Below are 19,100 nucleotides of genomic sequence, written 5' to 3'. Positions count from 1 at the left end.
GGCTCACTGCAAGGTGGTGGGTTTTCCGGCGGCGCGGCGCTCGGCCTGCCATTCGGCCAGGCTTGGTGCGGCCTGCTCGCCGTCGAGTTGATGCACGATGTCGAAGTAATCCTGCTTGAGGCGATCTTTCATCACCTCGTTACGCGGCTTGACCTTGACCACGTAGACGCTCTGTACGTTCTGGTGGTCGAAGGCGCGCCACTGCTGCTCGCCCTTGAGCAGGCGGTAGCGGTGGCCTTCCAGGGCCTTGATCAGCGCCTCACTGTCCAGGCTGTTGGCGCGCTTGGCGGCGTCGGCCCACTGGCTGACGATGCTGTAGGCCGAGGCGGCGGAGCTGGAGGGGTAGACGCCAAAACGCTGGCTGAACTGCTCGACGAAGGCCTGGCCCGCGGCCGAGTCTTCGCGCTCGGGCACGCGCCAGGTCCAGGGTTCGGTACCGATCACGCCCTGCATCAGCAGCGGGCCGGCCTGCTCGACCATGGCCTGGGTGAGGTTGGGCGCGACGATCTGCAGCTTGCCGGTCAGACCCAGGCTGTCGGCGATACGCATGGCGTCGACCAGGTCCTCGCCGAACAGCACCAGAACCAGCACCTGGGCCTGGCTCTGCGCGGCCTGTTGCAGGGCTTCCTGAAAGTCACGCTGGCGCGCGCGCGGGAAGGGCACCTTGACCCCGGGGTGCTGGGCGGTGTCGGTGCTGCCGGTGGTCTGGCGTAGCGAACTCTCGGTGGTCAGACCCCAGGTGTAGTCGGCGGTGACGTAGAAGTAGCGGCTGTCCGGCTGGGTCTTGCTCAGGTACTGGCCCAGGGCGCGGGCGCTCATCCAGGCGTTGTTGCATTCGCGGAACAGGTAGCGCTGGCCATCCTTGCCGGTGGTGTCGTTGGAGTAGGTGAGGGTGCCGAAGTACAGCAGGCCGCGCTCGCGGGCCTGCTGGCCGGCGGCGATGGCCACCGCGCTGGAGGCGCCGCCGAAGAGCATGGCCGCGCCCTGGTCGGCGAGGCTGTTGACGTTCTTCACGGCTTTTTCCGGGCGCGAGGCGGTGTCGCGGCTTTCCAGACGCACGGGGCGGCCGAGCACACCGCCTTTGGCGTTGAGCTCATCGATGGCCAGCAGGGCGCCGCGCATCTGGGCCAAGCCTTCCTCCTTGTACGGGCCGGTGCGCGGGTAGTTGAGACCGAGGGTGATCGGCTCGGCAGCCTGCGCGCAGGCGGTGATCCCGGCCCACAGGGCCAGGGTGGCAGTCAGTCGCTTCATTGCATCCTCCATGTCGGGCCGTGATGGCCAGTGAACCGACTGTGACGGTCGGTTTCGACGCGAGGGCATTAGCGATTGGTCGTAGATCGACGCTTTCCATGAGCAGGATCAAGGTCGGCGTCGATAAAAGTGTCGTTCCCCGTTATTTCAGGCTGATGGTCAGGTTGGGTCCACTCACCGGACTGTCGTCGAACCAGCGGCTGGTGACCGTCTTTGTCTCGGTGTAGAAGCGCACCGCCTGCTTGCCGTAGGCGTGCAGGTCGCCATAGAAGGAGCCCTTCCAGCCGGTGAAGGAGAAGAATGGCAGCGGTACCGGGATGGGCACGTTGATGCCGACCTGGCCGACCTCCACCGCGTGCTGGTAGTGCCGCGCGGCGCCGCCGGAGCGGGTGAAGATGCTGGTGCCGTTGCCGTAGGGACTGGCGTTGACCAGGGCGATGGCCTCGTCCAGGGTCTCGACCTCGATGCACACCAGCACCGGGCCGAAGATTTCCTCGCGGTAGATGGCCATCTGCGGGGTGACGCCGCTGAACAGGGTGGGGCCGACCCAGTTGCCGCCGGGGTAGCCTTCAACGGTGCAGTCCGAGCCGTCGACCAGACACTCGGCCCCCTCAGCCTTGCCCTGGGCGATCAGCCCCAGCACGCGGGCCTTGGCCTGCGGGCTGATCACCGGGCCGTAGGCGGCGCCGGCATCGCTCCAGTAACCAGGTCGCAGTGCGGCCATCTGCTCGGCCAGTTCGCCGATCCAGGCCTTGGACTCGCCGACGAACACCGCCACGCTGATCGCCATGCAGCGCTGTCCGGCAGCGCCGCAACTGGCGCCGACCAGGTTGCTCAGCACCTGGTCCTTGGGCGCGTCGGGCATGATCACCATGTGGTTCTTTGCGCCGGCGAAGGCCTGCACGCGCTTCAGGTGGTCGGTGCCGGTGCGGTAGATGTGCTGGCCGACCGCCACCGAGCCGACGAAGGAGATGGCGCGCACCTCCGGGTGGGTGATCAGCGCATCGACCACCTCGCGCCCGCCGTGCAGCACCTGCAGCACGCCCTTGGGCGCGCCGGCTTCGATGAACAGCTCCGCCAGGCGGTTGGGCGTCATCGGGTCCTGCTCGGAGGGCTTGAGCACGAAGGTGTTGCCGCAGGCGATGGCCAGCGGAAACATCCACAGCGGGATCATCGCCGGGAAGTTGAACGGAGTGATGCCCACGCACACGCCCAGCGGCTGGATCCAGCTGGCGGTGTCGATGTCGCGGGCGACGTTCTCCACCGTCTCACCCATCATAAGGCTGCAGATGTTGGCAGCCTGCTCGGCCACCTCGATGCCGCGCCAGACATCGCCCTTGGCGTCGGCGAAGGTCTTGCCGGTCTCGCGGGCGAGGATCTCGGCCAGCTCGTCGTGGTGTTCCTTGAGCAGGTGCTGGTAGCGCAGCATCAGCCGAGCGCGCTCCGGCGCCGGCACCTCGCGCCAGGCGAGGAAGGCCTGACGGGCACTGGTCACGGCGGCTTCGATTTCCTCGGGCGTGGCCTTGGGCGCGCGGGCGATCACCGCCTGGGTGGCCGGGTCGGTGACGTCGATGGTGTCGCGGGACTGGCTCTGGCGCCACTCCCCGTCGATCAGCTGCGGCAGGGTGCTGCTCATGGAACTCTCCGATAAGGCGGTTCTTGGTCCGCCGGTTGTTGTCATGCCTCCGTTATAGCCCCGCAGGGCTGGGCTGTGGATTGACGATCTTGTTCGGGGGATGGACTATCTTGGTGTATTACTTCGAGAGGCTCTGATGTCTGAACTGGTCGATACCTCCAACTGGCCGCTGCCGCCGCAGGGTGTGCGCTTTGTGACGCCGCCTCGTCTGCGCCGCGCGCTGTCCCGTCACTCGCTTGGTAATGCCTGCTTTCCCATTGCTCTGGGGTTCTATCCGGAGGCCGCTGGGCACGGCATGCAGCGCGTCCAGCCGGAGGATGATCTGCTGATCTACTGCAAAGCCGGGCAAGGCTGGCTGGAAACGGCAGATGGACGATTCGAGGTGGTTGGTGGCGATCTGCTGGTGTTGCCCAGAGGTCAGGCGCATGCCTACGGCGCGGCCGCCGGACGGCCCTGGACTATCTACTGGGTGCACTGCGCCGGTGATCTGGTTGGCGAGTTTCTCAGGCCGCTGGGGCAGGGCGTGCGCCGCATCGGAGTGCAGCCGCGTCTTCTCAGCGAGTTCGATGCGCTGCTCGGCGTGCGCCGTCAGGGCCTCAGCCTGCCGCACTTCGTGCATGCCGCCCATCAGTTGCAGAGCCTGCTGACCGCGCTGGCGATTGCACCGTTGCGCGGGCGTCAGCGCTCCGGACGTTTGCTGGATGTGGAGGCCGTGCAGGCGCTGCTGCGTGCCCATCTGCACGAAACACTGAACCTCGATGAGCTGGCGGCGGCGTTCAATCTGTCGCGCTTTCATTTCGCCAAGACCTACCGTGATCTGACCGGGCAGGCGCCGATCGAGGCCTTTATCCAGATGAAGATGGCCCATGCCTGCCGGCTGCTGGATGAGAGCCAGCTGGAGGTGCGGCAGATTGCCGAGCAGCTGGGCTACGCCGATCCGTACTACTTCTCGCGGCTGTTTCGCCGGGTGGTGGGCCTGGCCCCAAGTCATTACCGGGCGCTGCATCGCGGTTGACTTGCCGCGGCCCCTTCACTAGCGTGCCGCGATCAACGACACGGGGTGGGGATGGGTTAATGGCGGCGGTGGACAGGGTCAAGCTGGAGGAGAGCTGGAAGGCGGCCTTGCATGAGGAGTTTGATAAGCCCTACATGCTCAAACTGGGTGAGTTCCTGCGTGGCGAAAAGGCTGCTGGCAAGGTGGTGTTTCCGCCGGGGCCGCTGATCTTCAATGCGCTCAATTCCACGCCGTTGCCCCGGGTGAAGGTCGTGATCATCGGCCAGGACCCCTATCACGGCCCGGGTCAGGCCCATGGTCTGTGTTTCTCGGTACAGCCGGGCGTGCCGGCGCCGCCTTCGCTGGTGAATATCTTCAAGGAACTGCAGCGTGATCTGAATATCGACCTGCCGGCCCATGGCTGCCTGCAGTCCTGGGCCGATCAGGGCGTGCTGCTGCTCAATACCTCGCTGACCGTGGAGCAGGCGCGTGCCGGTTCCCATGCGGCCGAAGGCTGGGGGCCGTTTACCGACAAGGTGATCGAGACGGTCAACCGCGAGTGCGAGGAGGTGGTGTTCCTGCTCTGGGGCAGCCATGCGCAGAGCAAGGAAAAACTGATCGATCCGACCCGTCATCTGATTCTCAAGTCGGCACATCCATCACCGCTGTCGGCCTACCGGGGCTTCCTCGGTAATGGCCATTTCAGCCGTACCAACAAGTTTCTCGAACAGCGCGGCAAAACGCCGATTGACTGGCGCTTGCCGGCTTTATGAGGCAGGCATGAAAAAGCCCGCCAATCGGCGGGCTTTTTCATGGTCGGGCAGCTTACTGGAGCATGCTCATGGCGGCTTCCATGGCGTCGGAGAGGTCTTCGTCCTCTTTCATGTCGACGTTGGGGTCGAGGCCCAGCTTGGCGAAGGCCGGAATGGTCGACCAGTCCAGCTTGGTGTAGGGGTGCTCGGTGCCCAGGTAGCTCTGCAGCATGGCGACCTGAACAATGTCGACGTAATCGGCCTTGGCCGAATTACGCTGGAAGTTGAGAAACTGGCTGGGAATGCAGGCGATCGGCTCGGGGAAATCCCAGGTGCGCAGGATCTTGTCGCCGATGATCGGGTGAATAGCCTCGATCACATGGTTGAGGCTGATCGAGTCGGCCAGTAGTTCGCTGTGGTCTTCGGCATAGGTAAGGATCGGCAGGATGCCGATCTGCGAGACCAGGCCGGCCAGGGTTGCCTGATCAGGCAGCAGGCGAGTGTAGTGCTTGCACAGGACGTGGCAGATTCCGGCGATCTCGGTGCTTTTGTTCCACACCTCGCGCATCTTCTTGTCGACCACATCGCTGGTGGCCTGGAACATCTGCTCCATGGCCAGGCCCGTGGCCAGGTTGGCGGTGTAGTTGATGCCCAGGCGGCCCACGGCCATCTGCAGGTCGGTGATTTCCTTGCTGGTGCGCAGCAGCGGGCTGTTGACCACCTTGATGATGCGCGCGGTGAGCGCCGCGTCGTTGCCGATCACCTTGGCCAGGTCGGCGATGCCGACATTGGGGTCTTCGGCGGCCTCGCGCACCTTGAGGGCGACCTCCGGCAGGGTCGGCAGGACCAGTTCGTCGTTCTCGATAGCCTGGATCAGTTCCTGCTGAACTTTTTCGGCGAGAGAGGTCATGGGCAATCCTTAGTGATAGGGCCTGATTCAGTGTAGTCAGCGCTGGATTTCTTGGTCAGCGTTGAGTGTATAGGGCAATTTCAGCAGTTGCAGTGCCGGGCCTTCGAGGCTGGCCAGGTGGATGCGGCCGTCGTTGACCGCATCTTCCTGCAGCACGGCGAGCAGCTCGCACTGACCGTTGCCTGCGTCGGCGGCGATGACCACTTCGCCTACCGAGCTGCTGTGCACCGGCGAGAACAGCTCGCTGCCGGCGGCAGGTGCCGGGCCTGTAAGGCTCAGATGGTAGAGACGACGCTTGAGTTTGCCGAGGTACTGCATGCGCGCGACGATTTCCTGGCCGGTGTAGCAGCCTTTCTTGAAGCTCACGCCGCCCACGGCCTGCAGGTTGATCATCTGCGGAATGAACAGCTCGCGAGTGGCGCCAACGACCTGGCCGATGCCGGCGCGGATCTGCGCCAGGCGCCAGTCGTTCAGGCTGCCTTCGCTGAGCAGGCTGCGCAGCTGCTGTTGCAGTTCGTCGGCCTGTGCGGCGCGGGTCCAGAGTTCGGCGCGTGCTCCCGGCAGTCGGATGGCCAGCAGGTGCTCATGGGCCCTGATGGCGTCGTTTTCTTCCGGCAGCAGGGCTGCTAGCTCCGCCGGTAGTGCTTCGCATTGGCCCAGGCCGAAGCGTTGCCAGTCGGCGCTTTCGTCGGCAATGGTGGCCTTGGAGAAGACAATGTATTTCTTCAGGTCGGCCAGTTGGCTGTCGCGCAGTTCGCCGTCGAGTGCCAGCAGGTAGCCGTCAGTTTCCGGCAGGATGCGGAAACTGGAGGTCATGCGGCCCTTGGGCGTGCAGCGAGCGCCGAGGCTGCTGGCGGTGGCGCTGAGGTAGTTGAGGTTGCAGGTCAGCTGACCCTGGAGAAACTTGGCCGCTTCCGGGCCGCGTACCGCCAGCACGGCTTCGTGGTCGAGGCGGCAGAAAAACGCTGATGTGGTCATGGGATAACGCTGTTGAACCCGTAGAGGTGTTCATCATAGTGAGGCCGTCGCGGAAAGTCAGCGCTAGAGCGGCAAGGCTGCGGCTATAATGCGCGCCGACTGATGGGAGCCCCGCTATGGCCGATGAAACCGAACTGAAACGACTCTACTGGCACAGCCGTCGCGGCATGCTGGAACTGGATGTGTTGCTGGTGCCCTTCGTCCAGGAGGTCTATGCCACCCTGGATGCCGATGATCAGGCACGCTATCGCAAGCTGCTGGAGTGTGAGGATCAGGATATGTTCGGCTGGTTCATGCAGCGCGAAGAGCCGGAAGATGCTGACCTCAAACGCATGGTCAAGATGATCCTGGATCGCGTGCAGCCTAAGTAACGCTGTGCGGTCAGGCGCCAGCGGCCTGGGAGGGCCGGGCGATGACGTCGATGATTGAACCCTTCGAATGCCACTGGCGCCCTTCGCGGCTGTTGCTCGGAGGCTATCTGCTGGTCGCCGCCCTGGCATCCTTGTCCATAATGCTGGCGGAGTTGCCAGGTCGCTGGCAGGTCATTCTGCTCATGCTGTTGCTGCTTCACACCACGTGGGTGCTGCCGCGTCAGCTGCTGATGCGGCATGCCGGTGCTACCAGCGGCCTGCGTCATGATGCCGACGGCTGGCAGCTCTATAGCGAGCGTGACGGCTGGCAGGCGGCTCAGCTCTATCCCGATAGCCTGGCGTTGCCGTCGGCAATCTTCTTGCAGTTTCGCCTCAAGGATCAGCGCTGGCGTCGCGGGCTGTGCATCGCCTGTGATGCCTTGCCCGCGGCACAGCATCGACGTCTGCGGGTGCGCCTGAAATTCAGTCGCCGTAGATGGGCGGCACCAGAATAGTATCGCGGGCTTCGCCGAGCACCTCGGGGTAATCCAGGGTGTAGTGCAGGCCGCGGCTTTCGTGGCGCTGCATGGCCGAGCGGATCATCAGTTCGGCGACCAGCGCCAGGTTGCGCAGTTCGATCAGATCGCGACTGACCTTGTAGTTGCTGTAAAACTCGTCGATTTCGCTGAGTAGCAGGCGCACGCGGTGCTGAGCGCGCTGCAGGCGCTTGTTGGTGCGCACGATGCCGACGTAGTCCCACATGAAGCGCCGCAGCTCATCCCAGTTGTGCGCAATGATCACGTCTTCGTCGGAGTCGGTGACCTGGCTAGCGTCCCAGCTCGGCAGGCTGTCGGTGGGGCTGATCTGATCCAGTTGCGCGATGATGTCGGCCGCAGCCGAGCGGGCATAGACGAAGCACTCCAGCAATGAGTTGCTGGCCAGGCGGTTGGCGCCATGCAGGCCGGTGAAGCTGGTCTCGCCGATGGCGTACAGGCCAGGTACGTCGGTACGGCCGTGCTGGTCGACGACCACGCCGCCGCAGGTGTAGTGCGCAGCCGGCACCACCGGAATGGCCTGACGGGTAATGTCGATGCCGAAACTGAGGCAGCGCTCGTAGACGGTGGGGAAGTGCGACTTCACGAACTCGGCCGGTTTGTGGCTGATGTCGAGATAGACGCAGTCAATCCCCAGGCGTTTCATCTCATGGTCGATGGCGCGGGCGACGATGTCGCGTGGGGCCAGCTCGCCACGGCTGTCGAAACGCTGCATGAAGCGCTCGCCATTGGGCAGTTTGAGCAGGCCGCCTTCGCCGCGTACCGCCTCGGTGATCAGAAAGTTCTTGGCCTGCGGGTGATACAGGCAGGTCGGGTGAAACTGGTTGAACTCCAGGTTGCCGACCCGGCAACCAGCGCGCCAGGCCATGGCGATGCCATCGCCGCAGGCACCGTCGGAGTTGCTGGTGTACAGATAGACCTTGGCAGCGCCGCCGGTGGCGAGGATGACGAAGCGGGCGCTGTGGGTATCGACTTCACCGCTGGCACGGTTGAGCACGTAGGCGCCGAGGCAGCGGTTACCCGCCAGGCCGAGCTTGCGCTCGGTGATCAGGTCCACCGCCACGCGCTGTTCCAGCAGCTCGATGTTGCGGCGCTGGCGGGCCTTGTCCAGCAGGGTGGTAAAGATCGCTGCGCCGGTGGCGTCGGCCGCGTGGATGATGCGGCGATGGCTGTGGCCGCCTTCGCGGGTCAGGTGAAACGCGAAGCCACCATCCTCGCGAGCCTGCTCGTCTTCGCGGGTGAATGGCACGTTCTGGTCGATCAGCCACTGGATGGCTTCGCGGCTGTTTTCTACGGTAAAGCGCACGGCGTCTTCACGGCACAGACCGGCCCCGGCATTCAGGGTGTCGGCAACGTGCGACTCCACCGTGTCGCTTTCGTCCAGAACCGCCGCGACACCGCCCTGCGCCCAGTAGGTCGAGCCATTGGCCAGCTCGCCTTTGCTCAGCACGGCGATACGCAATTGTTCGGGCAGCGTCAGAGCCAGGGTCAGGCCGGCAGCACCGCTACCGATGATCAGAACGTCGTGTTGGAAGTGTTGGCTCATGGACTGCATCCGCGGGGGCAGACCCTAGTATATAGAGGGGGTGGGCGGCACAATAGCTTGATGTATGCCGGTGCCTTGCCCGGGAACTTTCCCGTGGCGCCGGGTTCCATAGCCTTGTCATCCCTCGGCATGAGCGGAAGCAAGATCATTTTTGCCGGCAGCGAAGTGACTGCCGGAACCTGATTGCAGGCAATGATGCAAACAGGTGACCCAAGGAGAGAACTTTTGCGCGGTACCCCTGTCTATCTTTGCAAGATGTTTCGGCGGTGTTCGGCAGGCTTCCTCGGGTTGTACGAGGAGTGTGCATGTTGACCCAGGAACAGGATCAGCAGCTGGTTGAGCGCGTGCAGCGTGGCGACAAGCGAGCCTTTGATCTGTTGGTATTGAAGTATCAGCACCGGATTCTCGGGCTGGTCGTGCGCTTTGTGCACGATCCCCAGGAAGCTCAGGATGTCGCCCAGGAGGCGTTCATCAAGGCCTACCGGGCGCTGGCGAATTTTCGCGGTGACAGTGCGTTTTATACCTGGCTGTACCGGATCGCCATCAACACGGCGAAGAACTACTTGGTGTCCCGCGGCCGTCGGCCGCCGGATAGCGACATCAGTGCCGAGGATGCCGAGTTCTTCGAGGGTGATCATGCGCTCAAGGACAATGAGTCGCCCGAGCGCCTGTTGTTGCGTGACGAGATCGAAAGCACGGTGCATCGCACCCTGCAGCAGTTGCCGGATGATTTGCGCACGGCCTTGAGTCTGCGCGAGTTCGACGGCTTGAGTTACGAGGACATTGCCACTGTCATGCAGTGTCCGGTGGGTACGGTTCGCTCGCGCATTTTCCGTGCGCGTGAAGCCATTGATAAAGCCCTGCAGCCGCTGCTGCAGGACGCCTGAGCCAACGGTGTCAGCCGTGAAAGGAGCTGCCATGAGTCGTGAAGCCCTGCAGGAATCGTTATCGGCCTTGATGGATAACGAAGCCGATGAGCTGGAAGTCCGTCGTATTTTGGCGGCCGAGGCTGGCGGTGAGCTGCATGCCAGTTGGTCGCGCTATCAACTGGCCCGCGCCGCCCTGCATCGCGAAGCGGTGCTGCCGAACTTCAGCGTGGCCGCGGCAGTCAGTGCGGCGCTGGCTCATGAGCCTGCACTTGGCATAACGCCAGCCCCCCAGGCTTCCCGCTGGACCAGCGGTTGGGCGAGACTGGCCGTGGCGGCGTCGGTGACTGTAGCTGTGCTAGGTGGTGTGCGCCTGTACAACCAGGATGAACTGGCCGGCGCACAGCTGGCTCAACAGACGGCGCCTTTGCAGGTGACCCAGCCGCAAACGCAGGGGCCGGCGATTCTGGCCGGCTACAGCGAGTCGCCGCAGCTGGCACCGCGCAGCGCGGCAGCTCCGGGCAATGATTCGGCATGGTTGCGCCAGCGCTATCCGCATTACCTGCAGCAGCATGCCCAGCAGGGCGGTTCGGCTGCCGCCGACGGCACCTTGCCCTATGCGCGTGGTGCCAGTGTGGACGGGCGCTAAGGGGCATCATGCGTACGTGGCTGGGATTGCTCGGTCTGTTGAGCGCGCCGCTGCTCTGGGCCGATGAAGCTGAGGATCGTCTGGCGCGGATGATTCAGGCGCAGGCCTCGCAGAGTTATCAGGGCACTTTTGTCTATGAGCGTCAGGGCAGTTTCGTCGCTCATCAGTTATGGCGTCGCGCGTTTGACGGGCAGTTGAGAGAACGTCTTCTCCAGCTTGACGGGATGCCGCGCGAAAGCCTGAGTGAGAATGGTCGATTGCTGTGCATGACGGGTTCTGCGGATGAGCTGCAGCTGCCTCAGCGCCAGCAGATGCTGACTCATTTGGATGCTCAGGCGCTCAGCGCCCATTACCAGCCGCGTTTGCTCGGCAGCAACCGCATCGCCGGGCGTGAGGTCGAGGAGCTGGCCTTGGTGCCGCGCGACCCTCATCGCTATGCCATGCAGCTGTCGCTCGACCGTCAGACCGGTTTGCCGTTGCGCTCGCTGTTGCTGGGGTCGCAAGGACAGTTGTTGGAGCGTCTGCAGTTTACCGAGATACAGCTGCAGGCGCCGGCTGACGAGCAGTTGCAGGCTGCCGCAGATTGCCGCGACATCGAGCCACTGGCGGCTGCCCGTGATGCGCAGGTGTGGCGTGCCGACTGGTTGCCGCCCGGCTTCGTTGCCCTGGCGACCTGGCGGCGTGCCAGCCCGTTGGGTGATCAGGAGCTGTTGACTCAGGTGTATGGCGACGGCCTTGCCTCGATTTCGGTGTTCATCGAGCCATTGCGCGAGGCCCAGGCCGGTGATGCCCATAGTCAGGCCGGGCCGACGGCGATCAACTCGCGGCAGCACAGTACGCCGCAGGGCCAGTTCATGGTCACCGTACTGGGCGAAGTGCCGCCCGCTACGGTGGAACGAGTCGCGCTGTCGATGCGCGCCCCCGGAGGTCAGCCATGATCGAGGAACAGGCCCGCGTGGTGGCGCTTGAGGCTGGCGCTGTGTGGGTGGAAACCCGGCGTCAGTCAACCTGTGGTGGCTGTTCGGCCAACGCCGGTTGCGGCCAGGGTTTGATGGACAAGATTGGTGTGCGCGCTTCCCATGGGCATGTGCGTGCACTGTGCGACCTGCAATTGCAGGTGGGCGATCAGGTGGTGATCGGCATCGCCGAAGACTGGCTGCTACGTTCGGCGCTGTTGGTTTACCTGTTGCCGCTGCTGCTGTTTTTTCTCTGTGCAGGGCTGGTGCAATCGCTGGGTGCAGCCGAGCCTTGGGTGATTGCCGCCGGTGGCTCGGGGCTGCTGGCCGGTTGGTTGGCGCTGCGTGCTGTTAATTCGCGTCTGGCGCATGATCGCCGGGCGCATCCGGTGGTACTGCGGGCGTATCTACCCGGTACCGCCCCGCTTGTGTAATTCCGCTGTGGTTTATCCGAGGAAGTACTGATGCCAAGTTTCAAATCATGTTCAGCCGTGTTGGCGGCGTTGCTGATGTTGTCGCAGGTGCTGGTGGCGCGTGCCGAGCTGCCAGATTTCACCGAGCTGGTCGAGCAGGCATCGCCTGCGGTGGTGAATATCAGTACGCGGCAGAAGGTGGCTCAGCCGGGTGTGGTCATCAATGGCCAGATGCCCGATCTCGAAGGTCTGCCACCGATGTTTCGCGAGTTCTTCGAGCGTGGCATGCCGCAGATGCCCAAGGGGCAGGGTGGTCGTCAGCGTGAGGCCCAATCGCTGGGCTCGGGTTTCATCATTTCCGCCGACGGTTATGTGCTGACCAACAATCATGTGGTCGCCGATGCCGATGAAATCATGGTGCGGCTGTCCGATCGCAGTGAGCTGCAGGCCAAGCTGGTCGGTACCGATCCGCGCACGGACGTGGCGCTACTCAAGGTTGAGGGCAAGAACCTGCCGACGCTCAAACTGGGCAAGTCCGACGAGCTGAAAGTGGGTGAGTGGGTCTTGGCCATTGGTTCGCCCTTTGGCTTCGATCATTCGGTGACGGCCGGTATCGTTTCGGCCAAGGGTCGCAGCCTGCCGAACGAGAACTATGTGCCCTTCATCCAGACCGATGTGGCGATCAATCCGGGCAACTCGGGTGGCCCGCTGTTCAATCTCGACGGTGAGGTGGTGGGGATCAACTCGCAGATCTACACCCGCTCCGGTGGTTTCATGGGCGTGTCGTTCGCCATTCCGATCGATGTGGCGCTGTCGGTGGCCGATCAGCTCAAGGCCAGTGGCAAGGTCAGTCGTGGCTGGCTGGGCGTGGTGATTCAGGAAGTGAACAAGGATCTCGCCGAGTCCTTCGGTCTGGACAAGCCGGCGGGTGCGCTGGTGGCTCAGGTGCTGGATAAGGGGCCGGCTCAGCAGGGTGGCTTGCTGGTGGGCGATGTGATTCTTACCGCCAATGGTCAGCCGATTGTGGTTTCTGGCGATCTGCCGCATCTGGTGGGCACGCTCAAACCGGGCAGCAAGGTTGTTCTTGATCTGATGCGTGACGGTGAGCGCAAGACCGTGAGTCTGGAAGTCGGCAGTCTGCCGGATGAGGGCAATCAGTTGCTGGCCGATGAGGCGAGTGGCGTCGAGCGCAACAGCAATCGTCTGGGTGTGTCCGTGGTCGATCTGACGGCGGAGCAGAAGCAGGCGGCGGATCTTGCCGGTGGTGTGTTGATCAAGGATGTGCAGCAGGGGCCGGGCGCTCTGATTGGTCTGCGTCCGGGCGATGTGATCACCCACCTGAACAATCAGCCGGTACTCTCGGCCAAACAGTTCGCCGAGGTAGCCAAGGCGCTGCCGGCCAAGCGCTCGGTGTCGATGCGTGTGCTGCGCCAGGGACGCGCCAGTTTCATTACTTTCAAGCTGGCTGAGTAATCGGCAGGCAACAAAAAAGGCGGCTACGGCCGCCTTTTTTGTTATGCGCCATTTTATTACGGCACCAGCGGAAGCTGGCGTTTGTGCTGGCTGTTGTCGTAGGTGCGCACGATAGTGGCGTAGGCGTGCTCGCTGACAGGCTGACTATGCAGAAAGGCATCGATCTCGGCATAGCTGACGCCGTGGGCTTCTTCATCCGGTTTGCCTGGGCGCAGTTCTTCAAGGTCGGCCGTGGGGACCTTGAAGACCAGTTGCTCGGGGGCGCCGAGGTATTGGGCGATGGCGCGAACCTGGCCTTTGACCAGGCCTGAGAGTGGAGCAAGGTCGCAGGCACCGTCACCGAACTTGGTGAAGAAACCCATAACCGCCTCGGCGGCGTGATCGGTACCAATCACCAGGCCGTTGTGGGCGTTGGCGATGGCAAATTGCGCCACCATGCGGACGCGCGCCTTGATATTGCCAATGACGAAATCGCGGCGCGCGGCATTGAGTGGATCCAGGTGATCGACCTGCTCGACCAGACCCTGCACGCTGGCGGCGATGTTGACGCAGTCCTCAATGTCGGCCCGGATAAACTGCAGGGCGGCCTGGGCGTCGGCTTCGTCATGCTGCACGTTGTGCGGCAGGCGCACGGCAATGAAACGGTAGGCGTCATCGCCCGTTTCCTGGCGCAGTTCCTCGATGGACAGCTGGGCCAGGCGCCCGGCTGTCGAGGAGTCGACGCCGCCGCTGATGCCGAGCACCAGGACTTTCAGGCCGGCGTTGCGCAGGCAGCTCTTGATGAATGCCTTGCGTCGCTCGACTTCTCGGATCAGTACGGTCTGATCGGCAAAGGGCGGGACGACGTCGAGTGCGGCGGCGATTTCGGCTTGGCGGTTGCTCATGCTCGGTTCCTCGAAAGCGAAAACCTGAAAGGCCCAGGCCAGGGCGCTGGCGGGCGGTAAAAGAGAGGGCCAAGCTTACGCCGTCTGCGCTGTTGATGCATGCCTGCGCCTGTGCCTCCCGGCATGGGCTGGCCGACGGCGCGCGTGACGCCTGGGGCGGGCTTCGGGTAAACTTGCTGGCTATTTTGGCGGACTGTCCGCCTTGGCCGTTCTAGAGTGTTGATCCGTGAGTGATCTGAGTCATATCCGCAATTTCTCCATCATCGCCCACATCGACCATGGCAAGTCGACCCTGGCAGACCGTTTTATCCAGATTTGTGGCGGTTTGTCCGATCGCGAGATGGAAGCCCAGGTGCTGGACTCCATGGATCTGGAACGCGAGCGCGGGATCACCATCAAGGCTCACAGCGTGACGCTGCACTATCCGTCGCAGGACGGTAAGACCTACCAGCTGAATTTCATCGATACCCCCGGTCACGTGGACTTCACCTATGAGGTCAGCCGCTCGCTGGCCGCCTGTGAGGGCGCGATTCTGGTTGTGGATGCCGGCCAGGGCGTTGAGGCTCAGTCGGTGGCCAACTGCTATACCGCCATCGAGCAGGGCCTTGAGGTCATGCCGGTGCTGAACAAGATGGACCTACCGCAGGCTGAGCCGGATCGCGTCAAGGACGAGATTGAGCACATCATCGGCATCGATGCCACCGATGCTGTGCCGTGCAGCGCCAAGAGCGGCATGGGCGTGATCGATGTGCTGGAGCAACTGGTCAAGGTGATCCCGGCGCCCACCGGTGAGATCGATGCGCCGCTGCAGGCCCTGATCATCGACTCCTGGTTCGACAACTACCTTGGCGTGGTTTCTCTGGTGCGCGTGCGTCATGGCCGCATCAAGAAGGGCGACAAGGTGCTGGTCAAGTCCACCGGCAAGATCCATCAGGTTGACAGTGTTGGCGTTTTCACCCCGAAACACACGGAAACCGCCGATCTCAAGGCGGGCGAAGTCGGCTTCATCATTGCCGGCATCAAGGACATCCATGGCGCGCCGGTAGGCGATACCCTGACCCTGTCCTCAACGCCCGACGTCGAGGTGCTGGCAGGTTTCAAGCGGGTCAAACCGCAGGTCTACGCCGGTCTGTTCCCGATCAGCTCCGACGATTTCGAGGACTTCCGTGAAGCGCTGCAGAAGCTGACGCTCAACGATGCGGCGCTGCAGTACGAGCCGGAAAGCTCTGATGCTCTGGGCTTCGGCTTCCGTATTGGCTTCCTCGGCATGCTGCACATGGAGATCATCCAGGAGCGCCTGGAGCGCGAGTACGACCTGGATCTGATCACCACCGCGCCGACCGTGGTGTTCGAAGTCGAGATGAAGAACGGCGAGACGTTGTACGTCGACAACCCGTCCAAGCTGCCTGATCCGGCGGGCATTCTCGATATGCGCGAGCCGATCGTGCGGGCCAATATCCTGGTGCCGCAGGAACATCTGGGTAACGTCATCACCCTGTGTATTGAGAAGCGTGGCGTGCAACGCGACATGCAGTTCCTCAGCAGCCAGGTGCAGATTTCCTATGATCTGCCGATGAACGAGGTGGTGATGGACTTCTTCGACCGGCTGAAGTCGGTCAGTCGTGGCTATGCCTCGCTGGATTACAGCTTCGATCGCTTCCAGTCGGCCAATCTGGTGCGTCTGGATGTGATGATCAACGGTGAGAAGGTCGATGCTCTAGCGCTGATCGTGCACCGTGATCGCGCTCACCAGAAAGGGCGCGCGTTGACCGAGAAGATGAAGGAGCTGATCCCGCGGCAGATGTTCGACGTGGCGATTCAGGCGGCCATTGGCGGTCAGATCATTGCCCGGACCACGGTCAAGGCGCTGCGAAAGAACGTATTGGCCAAGTGCTACGGCGGTGATGTCAGCCGTAAGAAGAAACTGCTGGAGAAGCAGAAGGCCGGTAAGAAAAGGATGAAGCAGGTCGGCAGTGTGGAAATCCCACAGGAAGCCTTCCTTGCAGTACTCAAGGTGGATAGCTAATCGTCATGTCGATCAATTTCCCGTTGCTGTTGGTCATTGCGGTTGCTGTGTGCGGTGCGCTGGCCTTGCTGGATGCCGTCGCGCTGGCTCCACGGCGGCGGGCGGCGATCAGTGCCTATGAAGGTCAGGTGACAGAGCCTGATGCCGTAGTGGTTGAGCAACTGAGCAAGGAACCGCTGCTGGTCGAATACGGCAAGTCGTTCTTTCCGGTGCTGGCCATCGTGCTGGTGCTGCGCTCGTTCCTCTTCGAGCCGTTTCAGATTCCTTCGGGGTCGATGAAGCCCACGCTGGAAGTCGGCGACTTCATTTTGGTCAACAAGTTTGCTTATGGCATTCGCCTGCCGGTGATTGATACCAAGATCATCGAAGTGGGTGATCCGCTGCGTGGCGACGTGATGGTATTCCGTTACCCGAGCGACCCGAGCGTCAACTACATCAAGCGTGTAGTCGGTTTGCCCGGCGACAAGATTCGCTATACCAGCGACAAGCGCCTACTGGTCAATAACCAGCCGATTGCCGAGCAGTTGCTGGGCGAAGTGCCCGGAACTTTGGGTAGCGCAGTGCTGTACCGTGAGAAACTGGGGGAAGTTGAACACCTGATTCGCAAGGAAATGCGCCGCTACCGCATTGAGCCCAATCGCGAATGGACGGTGCCTGCCGGTCACTATTTCATGATGGGCGACAACCGCGACAACTCCAACGACAGTCGCTACTGGAATGATCCGAAGATCGCTCCCGAGTTGCTGGGCATGGTCCCGGATCGCAATATCGTCGGCAAGGCCTTTGCCATCTGGATGAGCTGGGCGGACCCGAAAATGCGCAATCTGCCTGGTTTCACACGGGTCGGTTTGATTCACTAAGCTGGTTTCAATACCACAACAAGGGATGAGGAATTGGTCATGATGCTTGTGAAATCGCAGAAAGGCATGTCGCTGTTTGGTTGGTTGATGTTGCTGGTGGTGGTGGGATTTCTGGCCAGCACGGTGTTCAAGATGCTGCCGCATTATCTGGACTACATGTCGTTTGAGAAAATCATCAGCGGCGTAGAAAAAGAAGCGAGTCGGGATATACGCACCATTGATGGCTTCTACGCCCATGTGGCCAACGGCATGATGATCAACAACATTCGTGATACCAACCCTAAGGATATTCTTGAGGTTAGTATCGAAGGTGATGAGTTCATTGCTCATCTGAAATACGAGAAGCGTGAAACCATGATTGGCAACCTCGATCTGGTGGCGCGTTTCGACAAAGAATTCCGCGTACGCATGCCGTGAGTTATTCCTTAAGCCGTCTTGAGCGTCAGCTCGGTTATACCTTTCAGGACCAGGCGCTGCTGACCCTGGCCCTGACCCACCGCAGTTTTGCCGGGCGTAACAACGAGCGTCTGGAGTTCCTTGGCGATGCCATCCTCAATTTCGTGGCCGGCGAAGCGCTGTATCAGCGCTTTCCCCAGGCCCGTGAGGGGCAGCTGTCACGCCTGCGCGCTCGCCTGGTCAAGGGCGAGACGCTGGCGATTCTGGCTCGAGGCTTCGAGTTGGGCGAGTACCTGCGTCTGGGCTCGGGGGAGTTGAAAAGTGGTGGTTTCCGCCGCGAATCGATTTTGGCCGATGCTCTGGAGGCATTGATTGGAGCCATCTACTTGGATGCCGGCATGGATATGGCGCGTGAGCGCGTAGTGGCCTGGCTGACCCAGGAGCTGGACAGTCTGACTCTGGTAGACACCAACAAGGATCCCAAGACCCGGCTGCAGGAGTTCCTGCAATCGCGTGCCAGCGAGCTACCGTGCTACGAAGTTGTGGATATCCAGGGTGAACCGCACTGCAGGACGTTTTTTGTCCAGTGCGCCGTCGATCTATTGAAAGAAAAGACCCAGGGGCACGGCGCCAGTCGGCGTATCGCCGAGCAGGTCGCTGCCGCTGCCGCCCTTGTGGCGCTGGGCGTGGAGAATGGTCATGAGTGAGCAAGAAGTCAGCCGTTGCGGCTATGTGGCCATCGTCGGTCGGCCCAATGTGGGCAAGTCGACCTTGCTCAATCATATCCTCGGGCAGAAGCTGGCGATCACCTCGCGCAAGCCGCAGACGACCCGGCACAACATGCTGGGCGTTAAAACCGAGGGTGGTGTGCAGGCGATCTATGTCGACACGCCCGGCATGCACAAGAACAACGACAAGGCGCTCAACCGCTACATGAACCGCAGTGCGTCGACGGCGCTGAAGGATGTCGACGTGGTGGTGTTCGTGGTCGACCGTACACGCTGGACCGACGAGGATCAGATGGTCTTCGAGCGAATCCAGTACGTCGAGTGTCCGTTGCTGATTGCGGTGAACAAGGCAGATCGCCTGGAAGACAAAAGTGAGTTGCTGCCCCATCTGGAATGGCTGGCGCAGCAATTGCCGAAGGCAGAAATCGTGCCGATTTCCGCTCTGCATGGGCAGAATCTGGATACCCTAGAAAATCTGGTGGCTAGCCATCTGCCTGAGGGAGAGCACTTTTTCCCTGAAGATCAGATTACCGATCGCTCCAGCCGTTTCCTCGCCGCTGAGCTGGTGCGCGAGAAGATCATGCGCCAGCTCGGTGCCGAGTTGCCCTACCAGATCACGGTCGAGATCGAGGAGTTCAAGCAGGAGGGCCGTGTGTTGCACATTCACGCGCTGATTCTGGTTGAGCGTGACGGTCAGAAGAAAATCATCATTGGCGAGAAGGGTGAGCGGATAAAGCGCATCGGCCAGGAGGCGCGCAAGGACATGGAGGTGATGTTCGACTCCAAGGTCATGCTCAACCTCTGGGTCAAGGTCAAGGGTGGCTGGTCCGACGATGAGCGTGCCCTGCGCTCGCTGGGCTACACCGACATCTAGGGCG

Annotated in this window: 20 protein-coding genes; 14 read left to right on the top strand and 6 right to left on the bottom strand. The window is 62.2% G+C overall.

Going from position 1 to position 19,100, the window contains the following annotated elements; genetic code table 11:
• Positions 1 to 3 precede the first annotated feature (3 nt).
• Together HNP49_RS11650 and HNP49_RS11645 are read right to left on the bottom strand one after the other, a co-directional pair.
• Entirely contained in the window at positions 4 to 1,251 is a 1,248-nt protein-coding gene (locus tag HNP49_RS11650) for an ABC transporter substrate-binding protein (protein ID WP_184683405.1), read from the bottom strand.
• A 142-nt stretch (positions 1,252 to 1,393) separates the two neighbouring features.
• A complete protein-coding gene (locus HNP49_RS11645; protein WP_184683403.1) occupies positions 1,394 to 2,887 on the bottom strand; it encodes a CoA-acylating methylmalonate-semialdehyde dehydrogenase in 1,494 nt (497 codons plus the stop codon).
• Between the two features lie 136 nt (positions 2,888 to 3,023).
• Between HNP49_RS11645 and HNP49_RS11640 the strand changes: the two genes are divergently transcribed.
• Together HNP49_RS11640 and ung are read left to right on the top strand one after the other, a co-directional pair.
• Complete coding sequence (locus HNP49_RS11640; RefSeq protein ID WP_184683401.1) at positions 3,024 to 3,902, top strand: AraC family transcriptional regulator; 879 nt, start codon at positions 3,024 to 3,026, stop codon at positions 3,900 to 3,902.
• A gap of 59 nt (positions 3,903 to 3,961) precedes the next feature.
• Positions 3,962 to 4,654, top strand: a complete 693-nt coding sequence (gene ung / locus HNP49_RS11635) for a uracil-DNA glycosylase (RefSeq protein ID WP_184683399.1) — start codon at positions 3,962 to 3,964, stop codon at positions 4,652 to 4,654.
• 52 nt (positions 4,655 to 4,706) lie between these two features.
• Here ung and HNP49_RS11630 read toward each other — a convergent pair whose 3' ends face one another.
• Together HNP49_RS11630 and HNP49_RS11625 are read right to left on the bottom strand one after the other, a co-directional pair.
• Entirely contained in the window at positions 4,707 to 5,543 is an 837-nt protein-coding gene (locus tag HNP49_RS11630; RefSeq protein ID WP_184683397.1) for an HDOD domain-containing protein, read from the bottom strand.
• 36 nt (positions 5,544 to 5,579) lie between these two features.
• The gene (locus tag HNP49_RS11625) at positions 5,580 to 6,521 is read right to left on the bottom strand and encodes a folate-binding protein YgfZ (RefSeq protein ID WP_184683395.1); all 942 of its coding nucleotides are present in this window, start codon (positions 6,519 to 6,521) and stop codon (positions 5,580 to 5,582) included.
• Between the two features lie 116 nt (positions 6,522 to 6,637).
• Between HNP49_RS11625 and HNP49_RS11620 the strand changes: the two genes are divergently transcribed.
• Both HNP49_RS11620 and HNP49_RS11615 read left to right on the top strand, forming a co-directional pair.
• Positions 6,638 to 6,892, top strand: a complete 255-nt coding sequence (locus tag HNP49_RS11620; protein ID WP_184683393.1) for a succinate dehydrogenase assembly factor 2 — start codon at positions 6,638 to 6,640, stop codon at positions 6,890 to 6,892.
• A gap of 41 nt (positions 6,893 to 6,933) precedes the next feature.
• The gene (locus HNP49_RS11615) at positions 6,934 to 7,386 is read left to right on the top strand and encodes a protein YgfX (RefSeq protein ID WP_184683391.1); all 453 of its coding nucleotides are present in this window, start codon (positions 6,934 to 6,936) and stop codon (positions 7,384 to 7,386) included.
• On the opposite strand, the gene nadB is transcribed toward HNP49_RS11615, so the two are convergent.
• Positions 7,355 to 8,971 (bottom strand): L-aspartate oxidase, encoded by a 1,617-nt coding sequence (gene nadB / locus HNP49_RS11610; protein ID WP_184683389.1) that lies wholly within the window; start codon positions 8,969 to 8,971, stop codon positions 7,355 to 7,357. The two genes, HNP49_RS11615 and nadB, sit on opposite strands and share 32 nt — an antisense overlap.
• A 305-nt stretch (positions 8,972 to 9,276) precedes the next feature.
• On the opposite strand from nadB, the gene rpoE reads away from it, so the two are divergent.
• From rpoE to HNP49_RS11585, 5 genes are read left to right on the top strand one after another with little or no spacing between them, the layout of a single operon-like run.
• Complete coding sequence (rpoE, locus tag HNP49_RS11605; protein WP_184683387.1) at positions 9,277 to 9,858, top strand: RNA polymerase sigma factor RpoE; 582 nt, start codon at positions 9,277 to 9,279, stop codon at positions 9,856 to 9,858.
• Positions 9,859 to 9,889: 31 nt separating this feature from the next.
• Complete coding sequence (locus tag HNP49_RS11600; protein WP_184683385.1) at positions 9,890 to 10,486, top strand: RseA family anti-sigma factor; 597 nt, start codon at positions 9,890 to 9,892, stop codon at positions 10,484 to 10,486.
• An 8-nt stretch (positions 10,487 to 10,494) separates the two neighbouring features.
• On the top strand, positions 10,495 to 11,424 hold the full coding sequence (locus HNP49_RS11595) for a MucB/RseB C-terminal domain-containing protein (RefSeq protein WP_184683383.1): 930 nt from the start codon (positions 10,495 to 10,497) through the stop codon (positions 11,422 to 11,424).
• Complete coding sequence (locus HNP49_RS11590) at positions 11,421 to 11,876, top strand: SoxR reducing system RseC family protein (protein ID WP_184683381.1); 456 nt, start codon at positions 11,421 to 11,423, stop codon at positions 11,874 to 11,876. The genes HNP49_RS11595 and HNP49_RS11590 overlap by 4 nt, the downstream gene beginning before the upstream one ends.
• A gap of 30 nt (positions 11,877 to 11,906) precedes the next feature.
• Positions 11,907 to 13,328, top strand: a complete 1,422-nt coding sequence (locus HNP49_RS11585) for a DegQ family serine endoprotease (RefSeq protein ID WP_184683379.1) — start codon at positions 11,907 to 11,909, stop codon at positions 13,326 to 13,328.
• A 56-nt stretch (positions 13,329 to 13,384) separates the two neighbouring features.
• On the opposite strand, the gene nadE is transcribed toward HNP49_RS11585, so the two are convergent.
• The gene (gene nadE, locus HNP49_RS11580; RefSeq protein ID WP_184683377.1) at positions 13,385 to 14,212 is read right to left on the bottom strand and encodes an ammonia-dependent NAD(+) synthetase; all 828 of its coding nucleotides are present in this window, start codon (positions 14,210 to 14,212) and stop codon (positions 13,385 to 13,387) included.
• A gap of 226 nt (positions 14,213 to 14,438) precedes the next feature.
• Here nadE and lepA point away from each other — a divergent pair, with 226 nt between their 5' ends.
• Genes lepA through era form a run of 5 tightly spaced genes read left to right on the top strand, consistent with a single transcriptional unit; the run spans position 14,439 to position 19,096 of the window.
• A complete protein-coding gene (lepA, locus tag HNP49_RS11575) occupies positions 14,439 to 16,238 on the top strand; it encodes a translation elongation factor 4 (protein WP_184683372.1) in 1,800 nt (599 codons plus the stop codon).
• 5 nt (positions 16,239 to 16,243) lie between these two features.
• Positions 16,244 to 17,098 carry a signal peptidase I gene (lepB, locus tag HNP49_RS11570; RefSeq protein WP_184683371.1) on the top strand — a complete coding sequence of 285 codons (855 nt, stop codon included), beginning with the start codon at positions 16,244 to 16,246 and terminating at the stop codon, positions 17,096 to 17,098.
• 39 nt (positions 17,099 to 17,137) lie between these two features.
• Positions 17,138 to 17,515, top strand: coding sequence for a DUF4845 domain-containing protein (locus tag HNP49_RS11565; RefSeq protein ID WP_184683370.1), 378 nt, complete (start codon positions 17,138 to 17,140; stop codon positions 17,513 to 17,515).
• Complete coding sequence (rnc, locus tag HNP49_RS11560) at positions 17,512 to 18,201, top strand: ribonuclease III (RefSeq protein ID WP_184683369.1); 690 nt, start codon at positions 17,512 to 17,514, stop codon at positions 18,199 to 18,201. The genes HNP49_RS11565 and rnc overlap by 4 nt, the downstream gene beginning before the upstream one ends.
• Positions 18,194 to 19,096, top strand: coding sequence for a GTPase Era (gene era / locus HNP49_RS11555; RefSeq protein WP_184683368.1), 903 nt, complete (start codon positions 18,194 to 18,196; stop codon positions 19,094 to 19,096). Before rnc ends, era begins: the two co-directional genes overlap by 8 nt.
• Positions 19,097 to 19,100: the final 4 nt, after the last annotated feature.

Origin of the sequence: Pseudomonas fluvialis, from assembly GCF_014207935.1 — a bacterium.
Taxonomy (GTDB): Bacteria; Pseudomonadota; Gammaproteobacteria; order Pseudomonadales; family Pseudomonadaceae; genus Aquipseudomonas; species Aquipseudomonas fluvialis_A.
Note: the sequence above shows the minus strand (reverse complement) of the source record. Positions and strands in the feature narration are given on the sequence as shown.

Bases quoted from the DNA above. Each gene is read 5' to 3' on its own strand.
- HNP49_RS11650 (WP_184683405.1), bottom strand. From the start codon at position 1,251: ATGAAGCGACTGACTGCCACCCTGGCCCTGTGGGCCGGGATCACCGCC.
- HNP49_RS11645 (WP_184683403.1), bottom strand. From the start codon at position 2,887: ATGAGCAGCACCCTGCCGCAGCTGATCGACGGGGAGTGGCGCCAGAGC.
- HNP49_RS11640 (WP_184683401.1), top strand. From the start codon at position 3,024: ATGTCTGAACTGGTCGATACCTCCAACTGGCCGCTGCCGCCGCAGGGT.
- ung (WP_184683399.1), top strand. From the start codon at position 3,962: ATGGCGGCGGTGGACAGGGTCAAGCTGGAGGAGAGCTGGAAGGCGGCC.
- HNP49_RS11630 (WP_184683397.1), bottom strand. From the start codon at position 5,543: ATGACCTCTCTCGCCGAAAAAGTTCAGCAGGAACTGATCCAGGCTATC.
- HNP49_RS11625 (WP_184683395.1), bottom strand. From the start codon at position 6,521: ATGACCACATCAGCGTTTTTCTGCCGCCTCGACCACGAAGCCGTGCTG.
- HNP49_RS11620 (WP_184683393.1), top strand. From the start codon at position 6,638: ATGGCCGATGAAACCGAACTGAAACGACTCTACTGGCACAGCCGTCGC.
- HNP49_RS11615 (WP_184683391.1), top strand. From the start codon at position 6,934: ATGACGTCGATGATTGAACCCTTCGAATGCCACTGGCGCCCTTCGCGG.
- nadB (WP_184683389.1), bottom strand. From the start codon at position 8,971: ATGAGCCAACACTTCCAACACGACGTTCTGATCATCGGTAGCGGTGCT.
- rpoE (WP_184683387.1), top strand. From the start codon at position 9,277: ATGTTGACCCAGGAACAGGATCAGCAGCTGGTTGAGCGCGTGCAGCGT.
- HNP49_RS11600 (WP_184683385.1), top strand. From the start codon at position 9,890: ATGAGTCGTGAAGCCCTGCAGGAATCGTTATCGGCCTTGATGGATAAC.
- HNP49_RS11595 (WP_184683383.1), top strand. From the start codon at position 10,495: ATGCGTACGTGGCTGGGATTGCTCGGTCTGTTGAGCGCGCCGCTGCTC.
- HNP49_RS11590 (WP_184683381.1), top strand. From the start codon at position 11,421: ATGATCGAGGAACAGGCCCGCGTGGTGGCGCTTGAGGCTGGCGCTGTG.
- HNP49_RS11585 (WP_184683379.1), top strand. From the start codon at position 11,907: ATGCCAAGTTTCAAATCATGTTCAGCCGTGTTGGCGGCGTTGCTGATG.
- nadE (WP_184683377.1), bottom strand. From the start codon at position 14,212: ATGAGCAACCGCCAAGCCGAAATCGCCGCCGCACTCGACGTCGTCCCG.
- lepB (WP_184683371.1), top strand. From the start codon at position 16,244: ATGTCGATCAATTTCCCGTTGCTGTTGGTCATTGCGGTTGCTGTGTGC.
- HNP49_RS11565 (WP_184683370.1), top strand. From the start codon at position 17,138: ATGATGCTTGTGAAATCGCAGAAAGGCATGTCGCTGTTTGGTTGGTTG.
- era (WP_184683368.1), top strand. From the start codon at position 18,194: ATGAGTGAGCAAGAAGTCAGCCGTTGCGGCTATGTGGCCATCGTCGGT.